Genomic DNA, 17129 nt, shown 5'->3' on the forward strand with positions numbered 1-17129 from the left:
CCGCTCAGCCCTGCGGCTCGCCATTTGGGAAGATCGCCTGGATCGAGGTCTCGACGTGATCATCGATCCATGAATCCAGCGCCGCCTTCATCGGTTCCAGCACCTCCGGGCGCCCGCTCGCGATGTCGCTGCGGCAGTCGGGATCCGAGTCCAGGTGGAAGAGCCCGTAGTGACGGTCGCCAGCCTTGGTTGGCGTCGCGACCACCTTCCAGTGGCGGGTGCGCAGGCAGCGTTGCTTTGAGGTGATCACTGCCTGCTCCCACTCGGGCTTCAGGACGAAGTGGTAGTTGTAGTCGCGGTCGATGGTCGTCATCTCGTCCATCGGCGAGATGTCCGGTCGCTCGACGCCGGGAACGCGGAAGAGGATGTAGGGAAAGCTGGTCTCGCCGTAGAAGGGCAGATCCTTCGGCTGCTCCGTGCCATCCACCCATCCGGCGAGGCTCTTGCCTTCCCACGAGGCCGGCTTCTCAATCCCGAGGAAGTCGAGCAGCGTCGGCGCGAGATCGATGGTGCGGACTTGTTCCGGCAGCGATTTCCCGGAGATGCCCGGCCCCGTGATCGCGAGCGGGATATGCGAGCAGTGGTCGGCACCGTTGAAGCCGAGCCCGTGGGTCAGTGTCACACCCGGCTCATACAGATCGTCCCCGTGGTCCGCGCACATCACCACGATGGTATTGTCCGCCAACCCTTCCTTCTCCAGCGCCGCCATGATGCGGCCGAAGCAATCGTCGAACTCCCGTGTACAGCCATCGTAGAGCCCGCGGATCTGGCGGACCTCGGCCTCGGAGAGCGCCTTCAGCTTGTCCTCCATGTTCGTCCCGCTGACGAATTCATTGATGTCGAAGGCCACGTAATCCTTGTTCGCGCCCCGGTAGGCAGGGTCAGTGAACATCTGCTTGTACTTCGTGGCGGCGCGATACGGCAGGTGGTTGCAGGAGTAGAAGACGTGCCAGAAGAAGGGCCTGCCCGTGGTCGCCTGCTTCGCCAGCTTGTCCTCCACCCGCTGCGTCACCACCTCCGGCGTCACGAATTGTGCGAAGGAGCCGAGCTGCGGGAAGAGCTTGTAGCCGACCGGATTGTCAAAATAGACCGGCACCACGAAGTGCGCGAGCAGCACGGCCTGGCTGACGTAGATGCGGAAGTTGTCGAAGCTGGACACCGAGATGTCGCGGAAGCCGAGAGGGATCTGGTTGTAGTAGTTCGCGCACCAGTCGCCGATGGCCACCGTGTCGTAGCCACGCTCGGAGAGCACGTCCGCCATCGTATCGATCTTCGCCTGCGTCGCCTCGATCTGCTCGCGCTGCGGGAACATGTGGCGCACGCCATGGGTGTGCGGCCAGGTGGAGGAAAACATGCTGATCGATGACTCCATCGTGGAGCCGATCGGCGAGTAGGCACGCTCGAAGCGCACGGCATCCTTCGCCCACTTGTCGATGTGCGGCGAGACGCCCTCTGCCGCCGGGCCGTCCTTCCGCGCGGGACGATAGCCGGAGTAGCCGATACGGTCGCCACGCAGCGAGTCGGACGCGATGATGATCACATTCGGCGGCTGCTTCCCCTGGATCTGGACCTTCTGTACCGGCGAGGCATCGCGGTTCAGAAACAGCACCGCCACCACGAGAACCGCCACCACGGCCACGATGCCACCACGGACCCGCGGTCCGAAACGCCGCAGCCACCAGATGGCAACGACCCACAGAGCCACCCACGGCAGGACGCCGAAGAGCGCGCCATTCACCCATGGCCGCCACGACTCCGGCGGCAGCTCCAGCAAGCGGTGATACCAGTGGCCGAACTGGTCATCATTCATGAAATACGGCCTCGCGTGCATCAATCGCACCACGAAGTAGCCATGGATCGCCAACGTGACGATCAGCGCAGGGAGAGCCACGGAACCCCGCCGCGAGGACGGGAAACGCTTCCGGAAAACAGCCACCACCGGCAGCACCAGGAAAACGGCGGCGAGCCAGAGCAGGAGATACCCCACCAGCACCCAGAGATTTTGTCCGATGAGATAGCTCAGGTGCTCGCTCTGCGCGACCTTGCTGAATTCGCTGTCCATCCCGCCCGTGGTATTCGCCAGTCGTTTCAGCGAGGCCACATACTGATAGGCGAGGAAGAGGCCCGTGCCTCCCACCGTGCCGGCGATCCAGCGCTGCCATCTCTCCGGGCCGGGTTGTTTTGTCGATTCCGTCACGCGAAGGGGACGCTTGCAGGGCGAGGCACCGGGATCAAGGGCGGTCCGCGGGAGCCTCCGTCACACGCTTCCCGTCCCCGGAGCGGGGATTCCCCGGATGCCGCCGAAAAGCGCAAATGCCGTTCGACGGCCCGCCCTGTCATGGCTTATGAAGCGGGCCGCCCACACCCGATGCCTGCCCGGATTCTCATTTGCACTGCCGCCTTCGGAGAAGGTCACAACAGCGCCGCCCGCAATCTGGCGCTGGCGCTGGAGGAAGCGGGTGCCGAGGCGCGGGTCACCGATCCCTGCCTGCTCGGCGCGCCGGTCAGCACCCGCTGGCTGTGCAATGGCTACCGCTTCATCACCACCCGCTTCCCCGGCATCTGGTACCGGGTCTACCTGCGGACGGCCGACGTGGATTTCTCGAAGCAGCGCATGCCCTTGATGCGCAAGCCGGAACGCAAGCTCGGCGAACTCGTGGAAACGTGGAAGCCGGACGCGATCGTCGCCACCTACCCTCTCTACCCGTATTTCTTGGAGCGCCTGCTGGAGGGGCACCCGAATCCGCCGAAGATCTTCACCGTCGTCACCGACTCCATCGAGATCAATGCCGCGTGGCTGAAATGCCCCACCGCGGAGTGGCTGGTCTCGGACGCGCACACCCGCGACACGATGATCCGCGGGGGCCTGCCGGCCGAGCGGGTGATCGACACCGGCTTCCCGGTGAATCCCGCCTTCTCCCGGCTCACGCCGGTGGCGGCGGATGATGCCTGCGAGCCCTTCCGCGTGCTGTTTTTCACCACTTCGCGGCGGCTCCAGGTCCGGCGCTTCGCAAAGGCGGTGCTGGAAGCGTCGCCCCGCACGGAGGTCACCATCGTGCTGGGCAAGAACGTCCGCCACCTCTGGAAAAAGGCGAAGGAAGTCCGCGATGCCTTCCCCGGCCGTGTGAAGATCAAGGGCTGGACCCGCAAGGTGCCCCAGCTTCTCAACAGCCACCACGTCGTCATCGGCAAGGCCGGCGGTGCCACGGTCCACGAGGCCATCGCCGCCCGATGCCCGATGCTGGTGCACCATCTGGTGCCCGGCCAAGAGGAAGGAAACCTGCGCCTGCTGGAGTCCATCGGCTCCGGACGACTCGCGGATTCCCCGGAATCCATGCGCGCCGCCGTCACCGACCTCCTCGCCGACAATGCCGCCCTGTGGCGGGCGATGAAGCGCCGCCTGTCCGTCCACGGCCGGAATGCCGGTGCCATCGCCTCGGCGACGCATGTGCTCACGCGACTGGCACGATAGCACATCCCCCATTCCCCCTGCTCCATGACCTTCCTCTTCGACATCGGCAAAGTGATCCTCGATTTCCATTTCGAGCCCTCGCTTGCCAAGCTACTGCCGCCGGGCACTGAAAACGGTCCCGAGCGCTTGTCCGTTTTGCTGGAGAAGAAAGACGATTTCGAAGGCGGGCGCATTTCCTTGGCCGAGTATGTCCCTTGGGCCATCGAGCGGCTTGGTTCGGCAGTGAGCGACGAAGACTTCGTCCATGCCTGGCGGAACATCTTCACGCCGAATCTGGCAATGTGGCGGGTGATCGAAAGCCTCGCTGCGGGCGGCCACCGGCTGATCCTGTTTTCGAATACGAACGGCATCCACTGCCCGTGGATCTTCGAGAACTACGAGATCTTCCGGCACTTCCCGGAGGCGGTGCTCTCCTACGAGGCCGGATCGATCAAGCCGGAGCCGGAGATCTATCACCACGCGATCGCCACCTACGGGCTCAAGCCCCAGGAGACTCGCTACATCGACGACCTCCCCGCAAACATCGAGACCGGCAGGACGCTCGGATTCCGGTCGTGGCAGTATGATCTGAATGACCACGCCGCCTTCGAGCGATGGCTCGCGGCGGAGATGATGCACGGCTGAGGCGCAGTCCCGGCCCCGCGGGCGGACTTTGACAAAAATCGACTCGGGACTTGCGTCGCGAAATTAGCCTAGGCTAATTTTTTCCGCGATGACTAATTCATTCACACGGACGCTGTCCCTGATCGCCATCTCAACCCCTCTCGCCGCAGTGGAACTCCGACCGCTCAGCACGGATCGGCCCGACACCACGGAGAGCCCCTACACGGTCGATGCGGGACACTTCCAATTCGAAATGGAGGTCGCGGCCTGGACCCGCGAAGGCTCCGCCGACAGCGTTTCACTCGGCGAGCTGAACGCGAAATTCGGCCTGAACACCTCGACCGACCTGCAGGTGGTGATTTCCTATTTCACCCATGAAGACAGTGGCGCAGAAGGCTTCGGCGACATCCAAGTCCGCCTGAAACACAATCTTTGGGGCAATGATGAAGGCTCCACCGCCTTGGCCGTGATGCCCTATCTGAAGCTGCCTACCGCGAACAGCGACCTCGGAAATGGCAAGCTGGAAGGCGGCATCATCGTTCCCTTCGCCTTCGACGGCCCGGGCGAATGGGGCTGCGCCGTCATGACCCAGCTCGATATCGCCGAGGACTCGGACGGCAGCGGCTATCACGCGGTCTCCGTCAATTCCGTCACCGCCAGCCACGCGATCACCGAGAATGCGGCCGTTTTCTTCGAACTGGTCGGAATTTTCAGCGCGGACTCCGACGATCACACCGAGGCGTATTTCAATACCGGCTGCACCTACGCGCTGGACGCGACCACCCAGCTCGACGGCGGCGTGAGACTCGGCCTCACCGATGCTTCGGCGGACGTGACCCCTTTCCTCGGCCTGAGCAAAAAGTTTTAATCTCAAATTTAGCCTAAACTAAGATTCTACGTTGCGATGAACCTCAACCGACTCCAAGATCCCGCCGTGTCCAATGGCATCCTGAAGCGCCGCGCCGTGCTCGCCCTCGCGATGGGGGCGGCCCTTTTCGCCGGCTGCAGTTCCCCGAAGTCGTCCGACTCGACCGGCAAGAAGAAGGTCGTCACCAGCTTCACCATCATCGCCGACATGGCCCGCGAGGTCGCCGGCGATGCCGCGGAGGTGGAATCCATCACGAAACCCGGATCCGAGATCCACGGCTACGAGCCGACTCCGAAGGACATCGTAAAGGCCCAGACCGCTGACCTCGTGCTGTGGAATGGCATGAATCTCGAGCTGTGGTTCGAGAAGTTCTTCGAGAACGTGAAGGACGTGCCAAGCGCCGTGGTCACCGAGGGCATCGAGCCCATGGGTATCAGCGAGGGCCCCTACACCGGGAAGCCGAATCCGCATGCATGGATGTCCCCGGCCAATGCTGTAATTTACGTGGAAAACATCCGCAAGGCATTGGTGCAGATGGACCCCGCCAACGAGGCGATCTATAACACGAACGCCGCTGCCTATGTGGAGAAGATCAAGGCCTTGGACGAACCGGTGCGCCAAAAGCTCGCCAGCATTCCGGAGGAGCAGCGCTGGCTGGTCAGCAGCGAGGGAGCATTCTCCTACCTCTGCGCGAATTACGGGCTGAAGCAGCTCTACCTCTGGCCGATCAATGCCGACGCGCAGGGCACCCCGCAGCAGGTGCAGAAGGTCATCGACAGCGTCCGCGAGAACAAGATCCCGGTGATCTTCTCCGAGAGCACCGTCAGCGACAAGCCCGCCCGGCAGGTCAGCAAGGAAACCGGCGCGCGCTACGGCGGCGTGCTCTATGTCGACTCGCTGACCGATGAGTCCGGGCCCGCGCCCAGCTACCTGAAGCTGCTGGAAGCGAATTCCGAGACCATCGTGAAGGGCTTCCAGCAATGATCTCACCGTGGCAGCGGCTTCCAGCCGCAAGCCCCACCAATCCCCGACCATGACTCCCCTCACCCTCGACGTGGAATCCGTGTCCGTGGCCTATTCCAATGGCCACCGGGCGCTCCATGATGCGACCTTTCACCTGAAGGGCGGCACCATCTGCGCCCTGGTGGGGGTCAATGGCAGCGGGAAATCAACGCTGTTCAAGAGCATCATGGGCTTCGTCCATCCGGATTGTGGCGCGGTCCGGATCAATGGCCGGCCGGTGCGCGTCGCCCTACGGGAAAATCTGGTCGCCTACGTCCCGCAGGCCGAGGAGGTCGATTGGCAATTCCCCGTGAATGTCACCGACGTGACGATGATGGGGCGCTATGGCTCGATGAATTTCCTCCGCATCCCTCGAGCCACCGACAAGGCCGCGGTGGAGGAAAGCCTGAAGCGGGTCTCCATGTGGGACTTCCGCGAACGGCAGATCGGCGAGCTCAGCGGAGGGCAAAAGAAGCGCGTCTTCCTCGCCCGCGCGCTTGCGCAGGGAGCGCGCATCATCCTGCTGGATGAGCCCTTCACCGGCGTGGATGTGAAGACCGAGGAGGCGATCATCGCGCTGCTCCGAGAACTGCGGGAAGCCGGGTGCATCATTCTCGTCTCCACCCACAATCTCGGCAGCGTGCCGGAATTCTGCGACCAGGTCGTGCTCATCAATCGCACCGTGCTCGCCTACGGGGATACGCATGACGTCTTCACCGAGCAGAACCTGACCAAGGCGTTCGGAGGGGTGCTCCGGCAATTCCACTTCGAGGAATCCACCATCCAGGACCACGACGGCCGCGCCGTCCGCGTCCTCTCCGACGACGAGCGCCCGCTGGTCTTTGGCAAGGACGGCCACCTCGAATACAAGGACCGCGAAGGCCGCGAACACATCGTCAAGCAGCGCGAGGAGGAAGAGGGATGATCTCCGATCTCCTCATACCCCTTCAGTATGACTACATGCTGCGTGCGATCTGGGTCAGCACCTTGATTGGCGGGGTTTGCGGTTTCCTGTCGTCCTTCGTCACGATGAAGGGTTGGTCGCTGATGGGTGACGCGCTTTCGCACGCGGTGGTCCCGGGGGTGGCGCTGGCCTATCTCTTCGGCCTGCCTTTCGCGCTCGGGGCATTCGTGGCGGGGCTGCTGGCGGCGGGCACCATGGCTTTCGTGAAAACCCAGAGCCGCCTCCGCGAGGACGCGACGATGGGCATCGTCTTCACCACCTACTTCGCCCTCGGTCTGCTGCTCATCTCCATTTTCCCCGCGGGGGTGGACCGCAAGACAATCATCTTTGGCAATATCCTGGGGATCTCCGACTCGGATATCCTTCAGGTGGTCGCGATCAGCGTCGTGGCGCTCGTGGTGCTGGGGCTGAAGTGGCGCGACCTGATGCTCTTCTGCTTCGATCCGAATCAGGCGCGCACGCTCGGGCTGCCGGTGCGGCGATTGCACCTGCTGCTGCTGGCCCTGCTCTCGGCCGTTACCGTCGCCGCGCTACAGGCGGTCGGCGCGGTGCTGGTGGTGGCCATGCTCATCACGCCCGGTGCCACGGCCTTCCTCCTCACGGACCGCTTCGGGAGGATGCTCTGGATCTCGTCCCTTTTGGGTGCCGTCACCTCGATGACCGGCGCCTACTCGAGCTACTACGTCAATGGCTCCACCGGCGGGTGCATCGTCACCCTCCAGACGCTGGTTTTCCTCGTCGCCTTCATCTTTGCCCCGAAACACGGCATGCTCGCGGCCAAGCGCCGCGCCCGCCAAACCGCCCAACTCGATGGACCTGTTTGAGCCACTTCGCTACCCCTTCATGCAGGACGCGCTGCTGGTCGGCTGCGTCATCGCGGCGATGTGCGCGGTGCTCTCGTGCTTTCTCATCCTGAAAGGCTGGTCGCTCATGGGCGACGCCATTTCACACGCAGTGCTGCCCGGCATCGTCATCGCCTACCTCGCCGGACTGCCGCTGGCGCTCGGCGCATTCGCCTCCGGCCTGACGTGCGCGATCGGCACCGGCTTCATCAAGCAACACAGCCGGATCAAGGAGGACACCGTGATGGGCGTCGTCTTCACCGGCATGTTTGCCTTCGGACTGGTGCTCTTCAGCCGCACCCACTCGGACCTCCATCTCGACCACATCCTTTTCGGCAACATCCTCGGCATCGCCCGCGAGCAGAGGATCGAAAGCTACCTGCTCGGCGGCGGCATCCTCGCCATCGTCGCGCTGCTGCGGAGGGATTTCCTGCTGATCTGCTTCGATCCCGCGCAGGCGCGCGTGCTCGGCATCCGGGAGAGATTCCTGAATTACCTCCTGCTTTCCCTTCTCTCGCTGGCCATCGTCGTCGCGCTCAAGGCTGTCGGCATCATCCTGGTGGTGGCAATGCTGATCGCGCCCGGCTGCATCGCGCACCTGTGGACCGACCGTTTCGACCGGATGCTGATGATCGCCACGGCTTCCGCCGTCGGGTCCACCGTCACGGGCATCTTCATCAGCTTCCATATCGAAGGCTCTACCGGAGCATGCATCGTCCTGACCCAGGCACTCGTTTTCACCGCGTCACTCCTGTTTGCGCCGAAATACGGGATCTACGGCGTGGCGCGTCGGAGGGGCGGGGCCTGAAACACCCCCGTCATCCCCTCTCATTCCGCTTGCCGGGGCGAGTCGTGGTGAAGAATCTCCCGGCGATGCAAACCGCTGCCTATTTCAAAGACCTGTTCGGCCTCGAGGGACAAACCGCCGTCGTCATCGGGGGCACCGGAGAGCTTTGCGGCTGCATGGCACAGGGTCTCGCCCGCGCCGGCGCGGAGGTCGTGCTGGTCGGCCGCATCCGCGAAAAGGCCGAGCGGAACCTCACCGAGATCGAGGACTTCGGCGGCAAGGGCTACTTCATGCCCGCCGACGTCACCTCCCGCGATTCCCTGCAGGAGCTGGTGCAGCACGTCGTCGAGCGCTCCGGCAAGGTGGACATCCTGATCAACGGAGCGGGCATCAATTCCCCCACCCCTTTCCTCGACATCCAGGAGGAGGAATTCCAGCGGATCATGGACACGAATGTCACGGCGGTCTTCCGCGCGTGCCAGGTCTTCGGGAAATACTTCATCGACGAAGGCATCGCCGCCTCGATCATCAATCTCGGCTCGATGTCCGCGCTGGTGCCGCTTTCCCGCGTCTTCACCTACTCCGCCAGCAAGGCGGCGGTGCACAATCTCTCCAAGAACCTCGCCCGCGAGTGGGCCGAGTATTCCATCCGCGTGAACACGCTGGTCCCCGGATTCTTCCCCGCGGAGCAAAACCGCAAGGTGCTGGATGAGAGCCGCGTGCTCGACATCCTCCGCCAGACGCCGATGAGCCGCTTCGGCTCGCCGGACGACCTGATTGGCGCAACGCTCCTCCTCGCCTCGAACAAGGCTGGCGGTTTCATCACCGGCACGGAAATGGTCGTGGACGGCGGATTCAATGCGATGAAGATCTGACCCGCAGCCGGAATCGTGGCGGGAGTAGGGCAAATCCCCGACAACCGCTACAATTCCGGGCGATCCCGGCCCGCCGTGCCGCTTGCACCCCGACGCTTCCGGGTGTATGGCGTGCGCCCCGGCAGCAACCCGGCTCCTTACCTTCCCTTCAAATGATCAAGTGGATCCTTCAGAAAATCGTCGGCTCGAAGAACCAGCGCGAATTGCGCCGGATCCGCCCGACCGTCGAGCGCATCAAGGAAATCGAGGAAGCCCTGCAGCGGGAGCCCGAGGAAAAGCTGCGTGAAATGACCACCATGTGGCAGGACCATCTGTCCCGCTACCACAGCCTGAAAGTGGCCACCAAGCCGCAGCTCCAGCGCATGGATGCCGAGGGATTGGCCGAGGCCGCCGCTTACATGAACGGCCGCCTGACGCTGCTGCGGGAAGATTTCCCGAACCTCTCGACCAAGGTCGAAGCCACCGCCGAATCGATCGAGGCCGCCAAGACCGCCTTCCACGAGGTCGAGAGCAACTTCATCAAGCTCCGCGCCGCCTACCTGGAGAAGATCCTGCCCGAGGCCTACGCCGTTGTGAAAAACGGCGCACGCCGAATGTGTGGCAGCACCATCACGGTCCGCGACCAGCCGCTGAAGTGGGAAATGGTCCACTTCGATACCCAGCTCGTCGGTGGCATCGCCCTGCACCGCGGGATGATCGCGGAAATGATGACGGGTGAAGGCAAGACCCTCGTCGCCACGCTGCCTGTCTACCTCAACGCGCTGACCGGCCTCGGCGTCCACGTCATCACGGTCAATGACTACCTCGCCGGTCGTGACTCGGACTGGATGGGATCCCTCTTCAAGTATCTCGGCCTCACCGTCGGATGCATCCAGAACCAGATGCCCCCGTGGGAGCGTCGCGAGCACTACGGCTGCGACATCACCTACGGAACGAATTCGGAATTCGGCTTCGACTACCTGCGCGACAATGGCATGGCGTCCACCAAGGACGAGCAGGTCCAGCACGGCCACTACTTCGCGATCATCGACGAAGTGGACTCGATCCTCATCGACGAGGCCCGGACGCCGCTCATCATCTCCGGCCCGTCCTCTGTCTCCAGCCACCAGTTCGACAAGTACAAGCCGCTGGTCGAACAGATTGTGAAGGCCCAGATCGTCCTCTGTAACGAGCTGATGGCAGAGGCCAAGAAGGCTCACGAAGCCGGTGACCTCGAGACCGCCGGGCGCGCGCTCTTCAAGGTGAAGCTCGGCCAGCCGCGCAACCGCCAGCTCATGCGCATGATGCAGGAGCCGGACCTGCGCCGCCTGATCGAGAAGACCGAGCTGTCCTTCTACCAGGACGCCCAGAAGAAGGAACTCTTCGCCGTCAAGGAAGAGCTCTACTTCACCATCGACGAGAAAAGCCACGACTCCGACCTCATGGAGAAGGGCCGCCAGTTCCTTTCCCCGGATGATCCGGAGGCATTCGTGCTCCCCGACATCGGCACTCTCTTCGCCGACATCGATACAAATACGTCCCTCACCGACGACGAGCGTGCCGCCCGGAAAGAAGCGGCCCAGCAGAAGCTGGATTCGCAGGCGGAGAAGATGCACAACATCTCCCAGCTCGTGAAGGCCTACTGCGTCTATGAAAAGGACGTCCAATACGTGGTCGAGGAAGGCAAGGTCGTCATCGTCGATGAAAACACCGGTCGCAAGATGGCCGGCCGCCGCTGGTCGGATGGCCTGCACCAGGCCGTCGAGGCCAAGGAAGGCGTTGCCATCGAGAAGGAGACGCAGACCTTCGCCACCATCACGATCCAGAACTACTTCCGCCTCTATGAGAAGCTGGCGGGCATGACGGGCACCGCGGAAACGGAAGCCGCCGAGTTCTCCGACATCTACAAGCTCGACGTGCTGCCCATCCCGGCCAACCGGCCGAACCGCCGCAAGGACGAGAACGACCAGGTCTTCAAGACCCGCCGCGAGAAGTACAACGCGGTGATCAAGAAGATCGAGGACGCCCATGCCAAGGGCCAGCCGGTCCTTGTCGGCACGGCATCCGTCGATGCTTCCGAGACGGTCTCGCGCATGCTGAAGCGCAGCAAGATCCCGCACACGGTGCTGAACGCCAAGTTCCACATGCAGGAGGCGGAGATCGTCGCCAATGCCGGCCAGCGCGGCGCGGTGACCATCTCGACCAACATGGCGGGCCGCGGCACCGACATCAAGCTGGGCGAAGGCGTCTCCGAGCTGGGCGGCCTCTTCGTCATGGGCACGGAGCGCTACGAGTCCCGCCGTGTGGACCGCCAGCTCCGCGGTCGCTGCGCTCGTCAGGGTGACCCGGGCCTGAGCCAGTTCTTCATCTCCTTCGAAGACGATCTCATGCGGAACTTCGCCGCGGCCGACCGCATGACCTCCATGATGGAGCGCTTCGGCATGCAGGAAGGCGAGGCACTGGAGCACTCCTGGCTGAACAAGTCGGTGGAGACCGCCCAGAAGCGCGTCGAGCAGCGCAACTACACATGGCGCAAGCGCGTCCTTGAATTCGACGACGTGATGAACAAGCAGCGCGAGGTCGTTTACGGCTATCGCAATGAAGTGCTCACCACCGAGGAACCCCGTGACCTGGTCAACGAGATCATCGAGAAGGTCATCCCGCAGAAGGTCGAGAGCTTCCTCGCCGACCGCGACGAGGCGAATCCGGACTACAACGAGCTGCTGCATTGGGTGAACTCCACCCTGCCGATCCCCTTCACCGCCGCCGATCTCGTGTCTGTCGGCAAGACTGCCGAAGAGATTTCGGAGATGCTGATTTCCCGCGTGAAGGAAGCCTACGCCCATCGTGTGGACGGTCTTCCTCCGGAAATCCTCGAGCAAGAGGAGCGCCGCATGATGCTCGCCGCGATCGACCGCCAGTGGCAGGCGCACCTTTACAACATGGATGCGCTGCGCGAGGGCGTTCACCTCCGCGCCCAGGGCCAGAAGGACCCGCTGGTCGAGTACAAGGTGGAAGCCTACGAACTCTTCTCGCAGCTCATGGCGAGCATCGAGCTGGAGGCGCTGCAGAATCTCTTCCGCTCCGCCGGAAACCTCGAAGGCATCCTCCGCCAGCTCCACGGCATCCCGCAGCAGCTTCAAGGCGGCGAGGAGCCCGGCTCCCGCAGCACCGCGCTCTTCCAGGAAAGCGACTCCGGCGAGATCAAGATCAACCTGCCGAAGCGCCGCCCGCCGAGCTTCAACATCGGCGACACCTCCAGCGAATCCACGAACCGCAATGCCCCCTGCCCCTGTGGCTCAGGCAAGAAGTTCAAGCAGTGCTGCGGCAAGGAGGCCTGAGACCTGCAAACAAAGATCCAAAGAAGGCCGGAGCGGAAACGCCCCGGCCTTTTCTTTTCCTAGGAGCGCGTGGCCACTGGCCCGTTCCGACAGAAGAGCAATTAGCCAGTGGATCAGAATCTCCCCGCTGCCATCTGCTCGACCGGGCGGAATGGCTTCTCGTGGGTCAGCATGTCGGCCACGACGCGACCGGAGACAGGGCCGAGGCTCAGCCCCATCATCGCATGCCCGGTAGCGACGATCAGATTTGGGAATCGCGGCGCTGGCCCGAGGTAAGGCAGCCCGTCCGGCGATACCGGGCGCAGGCCCGCCCACGGCTTCACCCCCTCGAAATTCCGCTCCGAGAATTTCGGGAAGTAGCCGTTCACCGATTTCACGATGCCGCGCACCCGGGCGGGATCGACGGTCAGGTCCAGCCCTCCGACTTCCATCGTCCCGGCGAAGCGCAGGCTGCCGCCCATCGGGGTGATCGCCACCTTGGCCTCGACGAAAATCGAGCAGCACTCCGGCAGTTCCGGTGGCTCCGGCAGGGTGAGCGAGTAGCCCTTCCCTGCCTGCAGCGGCAGCTTGAGGCCGGTCTGCCGCAGCAATTCAGCGCTCCACGATCCACAGGCGAGCACGAATTGATCTCCCGTGAAACGCTGCCCGCCGCCGCTCAGCGCGACCACCTTGCCATCGCGTGACTCGATGGTGTCGATCTCCACGCCGCTACGGATCTCACCGCCCAGCGCGAGCACGCGCCGCCGCATGGCTGACATGAAGCGGGCCGGATCGAGATGGCAGTCCTGCGGGAAATGCACCGAGCCGGTCACGTCCATCGTGATCCCCGGATCGAGCTTCGCGGTGGCGGCGGCATTCAGCACCTCGGCCTGGATGCCGATTTCACGGGCGGCGACAGCCACGGCGGATTCCTCGTCGAGGCCCTTGGCGGTCTTACAAAGCATCAGCATGCCTCGCTTCACGAGGCCGAAGTCGTCTTCCTCGGAAAGCTCTGCGAAAAGGCGGCGGCTTTCCAGGTTCAGATCGCGGAGCAATTTGCGAGATTCTTCCACGTGTCGCTCGTTCGAGTGGCGGTAGAAGAGCCACGCCCAGCGGACCAGCGCGGGATCGAGCCGGGGCCGGATGTAGAAAGGGCTCTCGGCATTGAACATCCAGCGCAAGCCCTTGGAAATCATGCCGGGGGCGGCCAGCGGGATGAAGTGGCTCGGCACAATCATGCCGGCATTCCCCATCGAGCAATTGTCCCCGCCCGCAGCTTCACGCTCGATGACGGTGACCGGCAGGCCTCGTTTCAGCGCATAGTACGCGGAGCAAAGTCCGATCACACCACCGCCGAGAACGACCACCCGCTTTTTGTCATGCGTCACATTCCAAAAATAGCGCGCCCGTCTTGCCTGAGTCTTGAGGAAACGCTCGCGAAATCCTCCACGGGCGGGGCGCTGGACAGCCACCCGAAGCGCGTACATGATTCGCGCGAAACATGATCAGAGCCGCCGTAGCCCTCGCCCTCTCCGTCGCCGCGGCTGATGCCCAGGCGCCGCGGGTCGCCGTGGTGAAGGTCCACGAGGTCCTGATGAATCTCGACAGCACCCTCTTGGCAAACGAGCAGACCAATGCCCGGAAGGCCGAGATCAATCGGGACAGCCGTCTGGCAACCTACAACGAGCTCTACGCCGACCTCCAACTGCGGAGGAAGGCGCTCGAGGAGAGTGCCGGAAAGATCGATCCGGAGGCACGGAAGCGCCTGATGCGCGAATACACCGTGAAACTCCAGGAAGCGAAATCCGTATGGGATGACTTCGAGAGCTTCCGTTCCGAGCGGATGCGCGAAATCGACGGCGAGATGGTCGCCGGAATGAAACAGCGACTTGCCCAGATCCGTGAAGCTGCCAACAAACTAGCCAAGGAAGAAGGATACGACTGGGTGCTGGACACGTCCGGCAACTCGAACACCGGCGTGCCTCTCATCCTCTACGCGAAGAACCAGAACGACCTGACGGACCGGGTGCTTGCCATCCTCGCCTCCGAACCACCGGCACCAACACCAGCGCCCAATCCACCGGCAGCCCAATAATACAACGCCCCTTTCCCCATGGAATTCATCAATAACCTGTACAAGGAGCATCCGCTCGTCTTCGGCCTTCTCATTGGCCTCATCGTCGCCCTCGCTGCCGTCTTCTTCACCTGGAAGTCCGGTTTCACCGCCCGCAGGGTGCTCGGACGGGACATCCGGAAGCTCGAGAACGAGCTGCGGGAACTCCAGAGCCACCTCAACACCCAGCTCAAGATCAACGCGCAGGGCAACGACACCCTGCAGCGCGAGCTGGAAGAGCTGCGCCGCCAGAATGAAAACCTGCGCGTGAGTCTCGCCTCGCTCCAGGCGAAGCCGGGCAAGGCGGAACTCCGCCACGCCCAGATCACCGAGAATGCCGTGCGCCTGATGCGCGAGCAGGCACCGGGCTTCGCTCCTGCTTGGGAGAAGGCTCTCCGCCAGGCAGAGGGCGAGGTGGAAGCCAGCGAGAGCGGTCTGAAAAAACTGGTTCGCCGTGTCATTCCCGGCATCGGCATGGCCGGCCATCCCACCGCTGCCGGCACCGGCGAACAAGAGGCCTGAGCGTCCGCTGTTCAGCGAGTTGACAGGAAAACAAGCATTCCGTGCCGCTCCGGGCGCGGAATCCGCTTGTCGGATGAAAAGTGCGAAATATGTCCTTCCGGGCAGTTGCCATCGGAAGCCAGAATTGTTGTCTCTGAGTCAGCTCGTCATAACCCCTCCCTTAACAGCGGACTGAAATGCCTCACAGTTCTGATCAAGATATCCTCAACGTCCTGGATGCTGCCGGCCCGCAATGGGCCGAGCTGCAAGCATGGCGGGTGACCCAGATAGAGTCATCTGCCAACGGTGCAATCACCGTTCACGGCCCGGCATTCATCTACCGCTGGGAATACGGGCTGGGCCCGGTAAAAGTGTCGTTTTGGACGCAGCAGGAAGGCCGCATCGCCAGCGGCCCGGGCCATCTGCTCGCGATCGAACCGGGCCTCGGCACCATCCGGCTGAAACTGCCAGGGCGCGAGCCCATGGTCATCGGAGCCGTCGAGCCCGCGATCTACCAACAGATCGGCGAGCTCACCTCGGAGGCTCAGTCCGCCATGCAGGGCCAAGGGGGCGAACGCTGGTCGCGCGACCTTATCATCGTGTCCGCCGCGATGAAGCTCGCCGCCCTCACCCGTGAGGCAGCGGCCTCTGCAAGCGCCCCGGACCGGGGTGCCCGTCGCTCCCCGCGGAAGGACCAACTGGTCACCCAGCTCCACGAATGGCTGCGGCCGAACTTGGAGAAATCCGTGAAGCTCGGCGACGCCGCGAAGCGCTTCGACAAGAGCCCGCGCCAACTCATCCGCATCCTCAAGGAAACGACCGGAGCAGGATTCGCCGAGCACCTCACGATGCACCGCCTGACGCTCGCACGCGCGCTCCTGATGCGCAGCGGCCAGTCGGTCATGGAGGTGGCCCGCGCGTCCGGCTTCAACAGCCGCGAGCAATTCATCCGCTCCTTCAACAAGGCCTTCGGTTGGACTCCGCTCCAGTTTCGCAAGGCTTGGAACCAGGCCGCTCTCAGTGATGCGGAGCTGGTCCAGCTCTGCCAGGTCTCCGAGCGGACGGAGGTCGAGTGGCTGCCGACCGGCAGCGTCGCCTCCAGCCCGGACGAGGATCACGAGGGAGAGCCGCACACCGTGGTGGTGGCGAATGCCCTGCACGACATCGTCGAGCTCTTCTGGGTCACCCCGCAGGGCAAGCGCGCGCGCATCGACGTGCTTGAGCGTGGCGGCATGGTCTTCGTGAACCGCGATACCGGCGGAAGTTGCTGGATCGTCCGCGTGCCGGTCTCCGGCAAGGAGCGCTACTTCCGCACTCCCGATGACCACGCATTGGCCGTGGTCACCGCGGAGCTGATGGCTTGAGAAGACGAGATCGTCCGGTCTCAGGGCTCTTCCGCCCTTTGACCGGCTTCCTCGATCCTCTCGCCCACGCGCTGCAGGAATTCGCCGGTCTTTTCCGCGGCGGTATTGATTCCCGCCTCGGTTTTTTCACGGGCCACCTTGATCCCGTGCTCAGTGTGTTCACCAGCGGTCTGGAGACCTTCGCCCGTCTTCTGAAGGGCATGGTCGAGGTGCTGGCCCGGGGTCTTCCCGGCTGGGTCGATGACCTCCACCCCATTTTCATCAATGATGACCGGGGCTGCATCTGCCGGGAGTGGGTCCACGATCACCACTTCGTCCTTCACTTCGACCGCTTTGGGCGCGGTTGCAGAGGACTCATCCTTGCACGACGGCAGGACCAGCAGAAGCGGCAGGGCGTAAAAAATCGGTTTCATGGCTCAGGGAAAATGACACGCATCCG

General features: G+C 63.3%; 15 protein-coding genes. 12 read left to right on the forward strand and 3 right to left on the reverse strand.

What is annotated here, in order from left to right:
- Positions 1-4: 4 nt before the first annotated feature.
- Entirely contained in the window at positions 5-2197 is a 2193-nt protein-coding gene (locus OKA04_RS02045; protein ID WP_264499451.1) for a sulfatase-like hydrolase/transferase, read from the reverse strand.
- A gap of 171 nt (positions 2198-2368) precedes the next feature.
- On the opposite strand from OKA04_RS02045, the gene OKA04_RS02050 reads away from it, so the two are divergent.
- The 9 genes from OKA04_RS02050 (at position 2369) to secA (ending at position 12733) form a co-directional block, all read left to right on the forward strand.
- On the forward strand, positions 2369-3472 hold the full coding sequence (locus OKA04_RS02050) for an MGDG synthase family glycosyltransferase (RefSeq protein WP_264499452.1): 1104 nt from the start codon (positions 2369-2371) through the stop codon (positions 3470-3472).
- A 24-nt stretch (positions 3473-3496) separates the two neighbouring features.
- A complete protein-coding gene (locus tag OKA04_RS02055) occupies positions 3497-4096 on the forward strand; it encodes an HAD family hydrolase (protein ID WP_264499453.1) in 600 nt (199 codons plus the stop codon).
- 88 nt (positions 4097-4184) lie between these two features.
- On the forward strand, positions 4185-4943 hold the full coding sequence (locus OKA04_RS02060) for a transporter (protein ID WP_264499454.1): 759 nt from the start codon (positions 4185-4187) through the stop codon (positions 4941-4943).
- A gap of 111 nt (positions 4944-5054) precedes the next feature.
- On the forward strand, positions 5055-5927 hold the full coding sequence (locus OKA04_RS02065; RefSeq protein WP_264499749.1) for a metal ABC transporter substrate-binding protein: 873 nt from the start codon (positions 5055-5057) through the stop codon (positions 5925-5927).
- 49 nt (positions 5928-5976) lie between these two features.
- Positions 5977-6870 (forward strand): ATP-binding cassette domain-containing protein, encoded by an 894-nt coding sequence (locus OKA04_RS02070; RefSeq protein ID WP_264499455.1) that lies wholly within the window; start codon positions 5977-5979, stop codon positions 6868-6870.
- Positions 6867-7733, forward strand: a complete 867-nt coding sequence (locus OKA04_RS02075) for a metal ABC transporter permease (RefSeq protein ID WP_264499456.1) — start codon at positions 6867-6869, stop codon at positions 7731-7733. Before OKA04_RS02070 ends, OKA04_RS02075 begins: the two co-directional genes overlap by 4 nt.
- Positions 7720-8559: a metal ABC transporter permease gene (locus tag OKA04_RS02080; protein ID WP_264499457.1), complete on the forward strand. Its 840-nt coding sequence runs from the start codon at positions 7720-7722 to the stop codon at positions 8557-8559. Before OKA04_RS02075 ends, OKA04_RS02080 begins: the two co-directional genes overlap by 14 nt.
- A gap of 65 nt (positions 8560-8624) precedes the next feature.
- Positions 8625-9413, forward strand: coding sequence for an SDR family oxidoreductase (locus OKA04_RS02085; RefSeq protein ID WP_264499458.1), 789 nt, complete (start codon positions 8625-8627; stop codon positions 9411-9413).
- Positions 9414-9565: 152 nt separating this feature from the next.
- On the forward strand, positions 9566-12733 hold the full coding sequence (gene secA / locus OKA04_RS02090; protein ID WP_264499459.1) for a preprotein translocase subunit SecA: 3168 nt from the start codon (positions 9566-9568) through the stop codon (positions 12731-12733).
- 113 nt (positions 12734-12846) lie between these two features.
- Here secA and OKA04_RS02095 read toward each other — a convergent pair whose 3' ends face one another.
- Positions 12847-14100, reverse strand: a complete 1254-nt coding sequence (locus tag OKA04_RS02095) for an NAD(P)/FAD-dependent oxidoreductase (RefSeq protein ID WP_264499460.1) — start codon at positions 14098-14100, stop codon at positions 12847-12849.
- Between the two features lie 113 nt (positions 14101-14213).
- Between OKA04_RS02095 and OKA04_RS02100 the strand changes: the two genes are divergently transcribed.
- From OKA04_RS02100 to OKA04_RS02110, 3 genes are all read left to right on the forward strand, one after another.
- A complete protein-coding gene (locus OKA04_RS02100) occupies positions 14214-14807 on the forward strand; it encodes an OmpH/Skp family outer membrane protein (RefSeq protein WP_264499461.1) in 594 nt (197 codons plus the stop codon).
- Between the two features lie 18 nt (positions 14808-14825).
- Entirely contained in the window at positions 14826-15347 is a 522-nt protein-coding gene (locus OKA04_RS02105; RefSeq protein ID WP_264499462.1) for a hypothetical protein, read from the forward strand.
- A 176-nt stretch (positions 15348-15523) separates the two neighbouring features.
- Positions 15524-16690: a helix-turn-helix transcriptional regulator gene (locus OKA04_RS02110; protein ID WP_264499463.1), complete on the forward strand. Its 1167-nt coding sequence runs from the start codon at positions 15524-15526 to the stop codon at positions 16688-16690.
- Positions 16691-16710: 20 nt separating this feature from the next.
- Here the strand turns inward: OKA04_RS02110 and OKA04_RS02115 are convergent, their stop codons facing one another.
- Positions 16711-17103: a hypothetical protein gene (locus tag OKA04_RS02115; RefSeq protein WP_264499464.1), complete on the reverse strand. Its 393-nt coding sequence runs from the start codon at positions 17101-17103 to the stop codon at positions 16711-16713.
- Positions 17104-17129 lie beyond the last annotated feature (26 nt).

Origin of the sequence: Luteolibacter flavescens (genome assembly GCF_025950085.1) — a bacterium.
Classification (GTDB): Bacteria; Verrucomicrobiota; Verrucomicrobiia; order Verrucomicrobiales; family Akkermansiaceae; genus Haloferula; species Haloferula flavescens.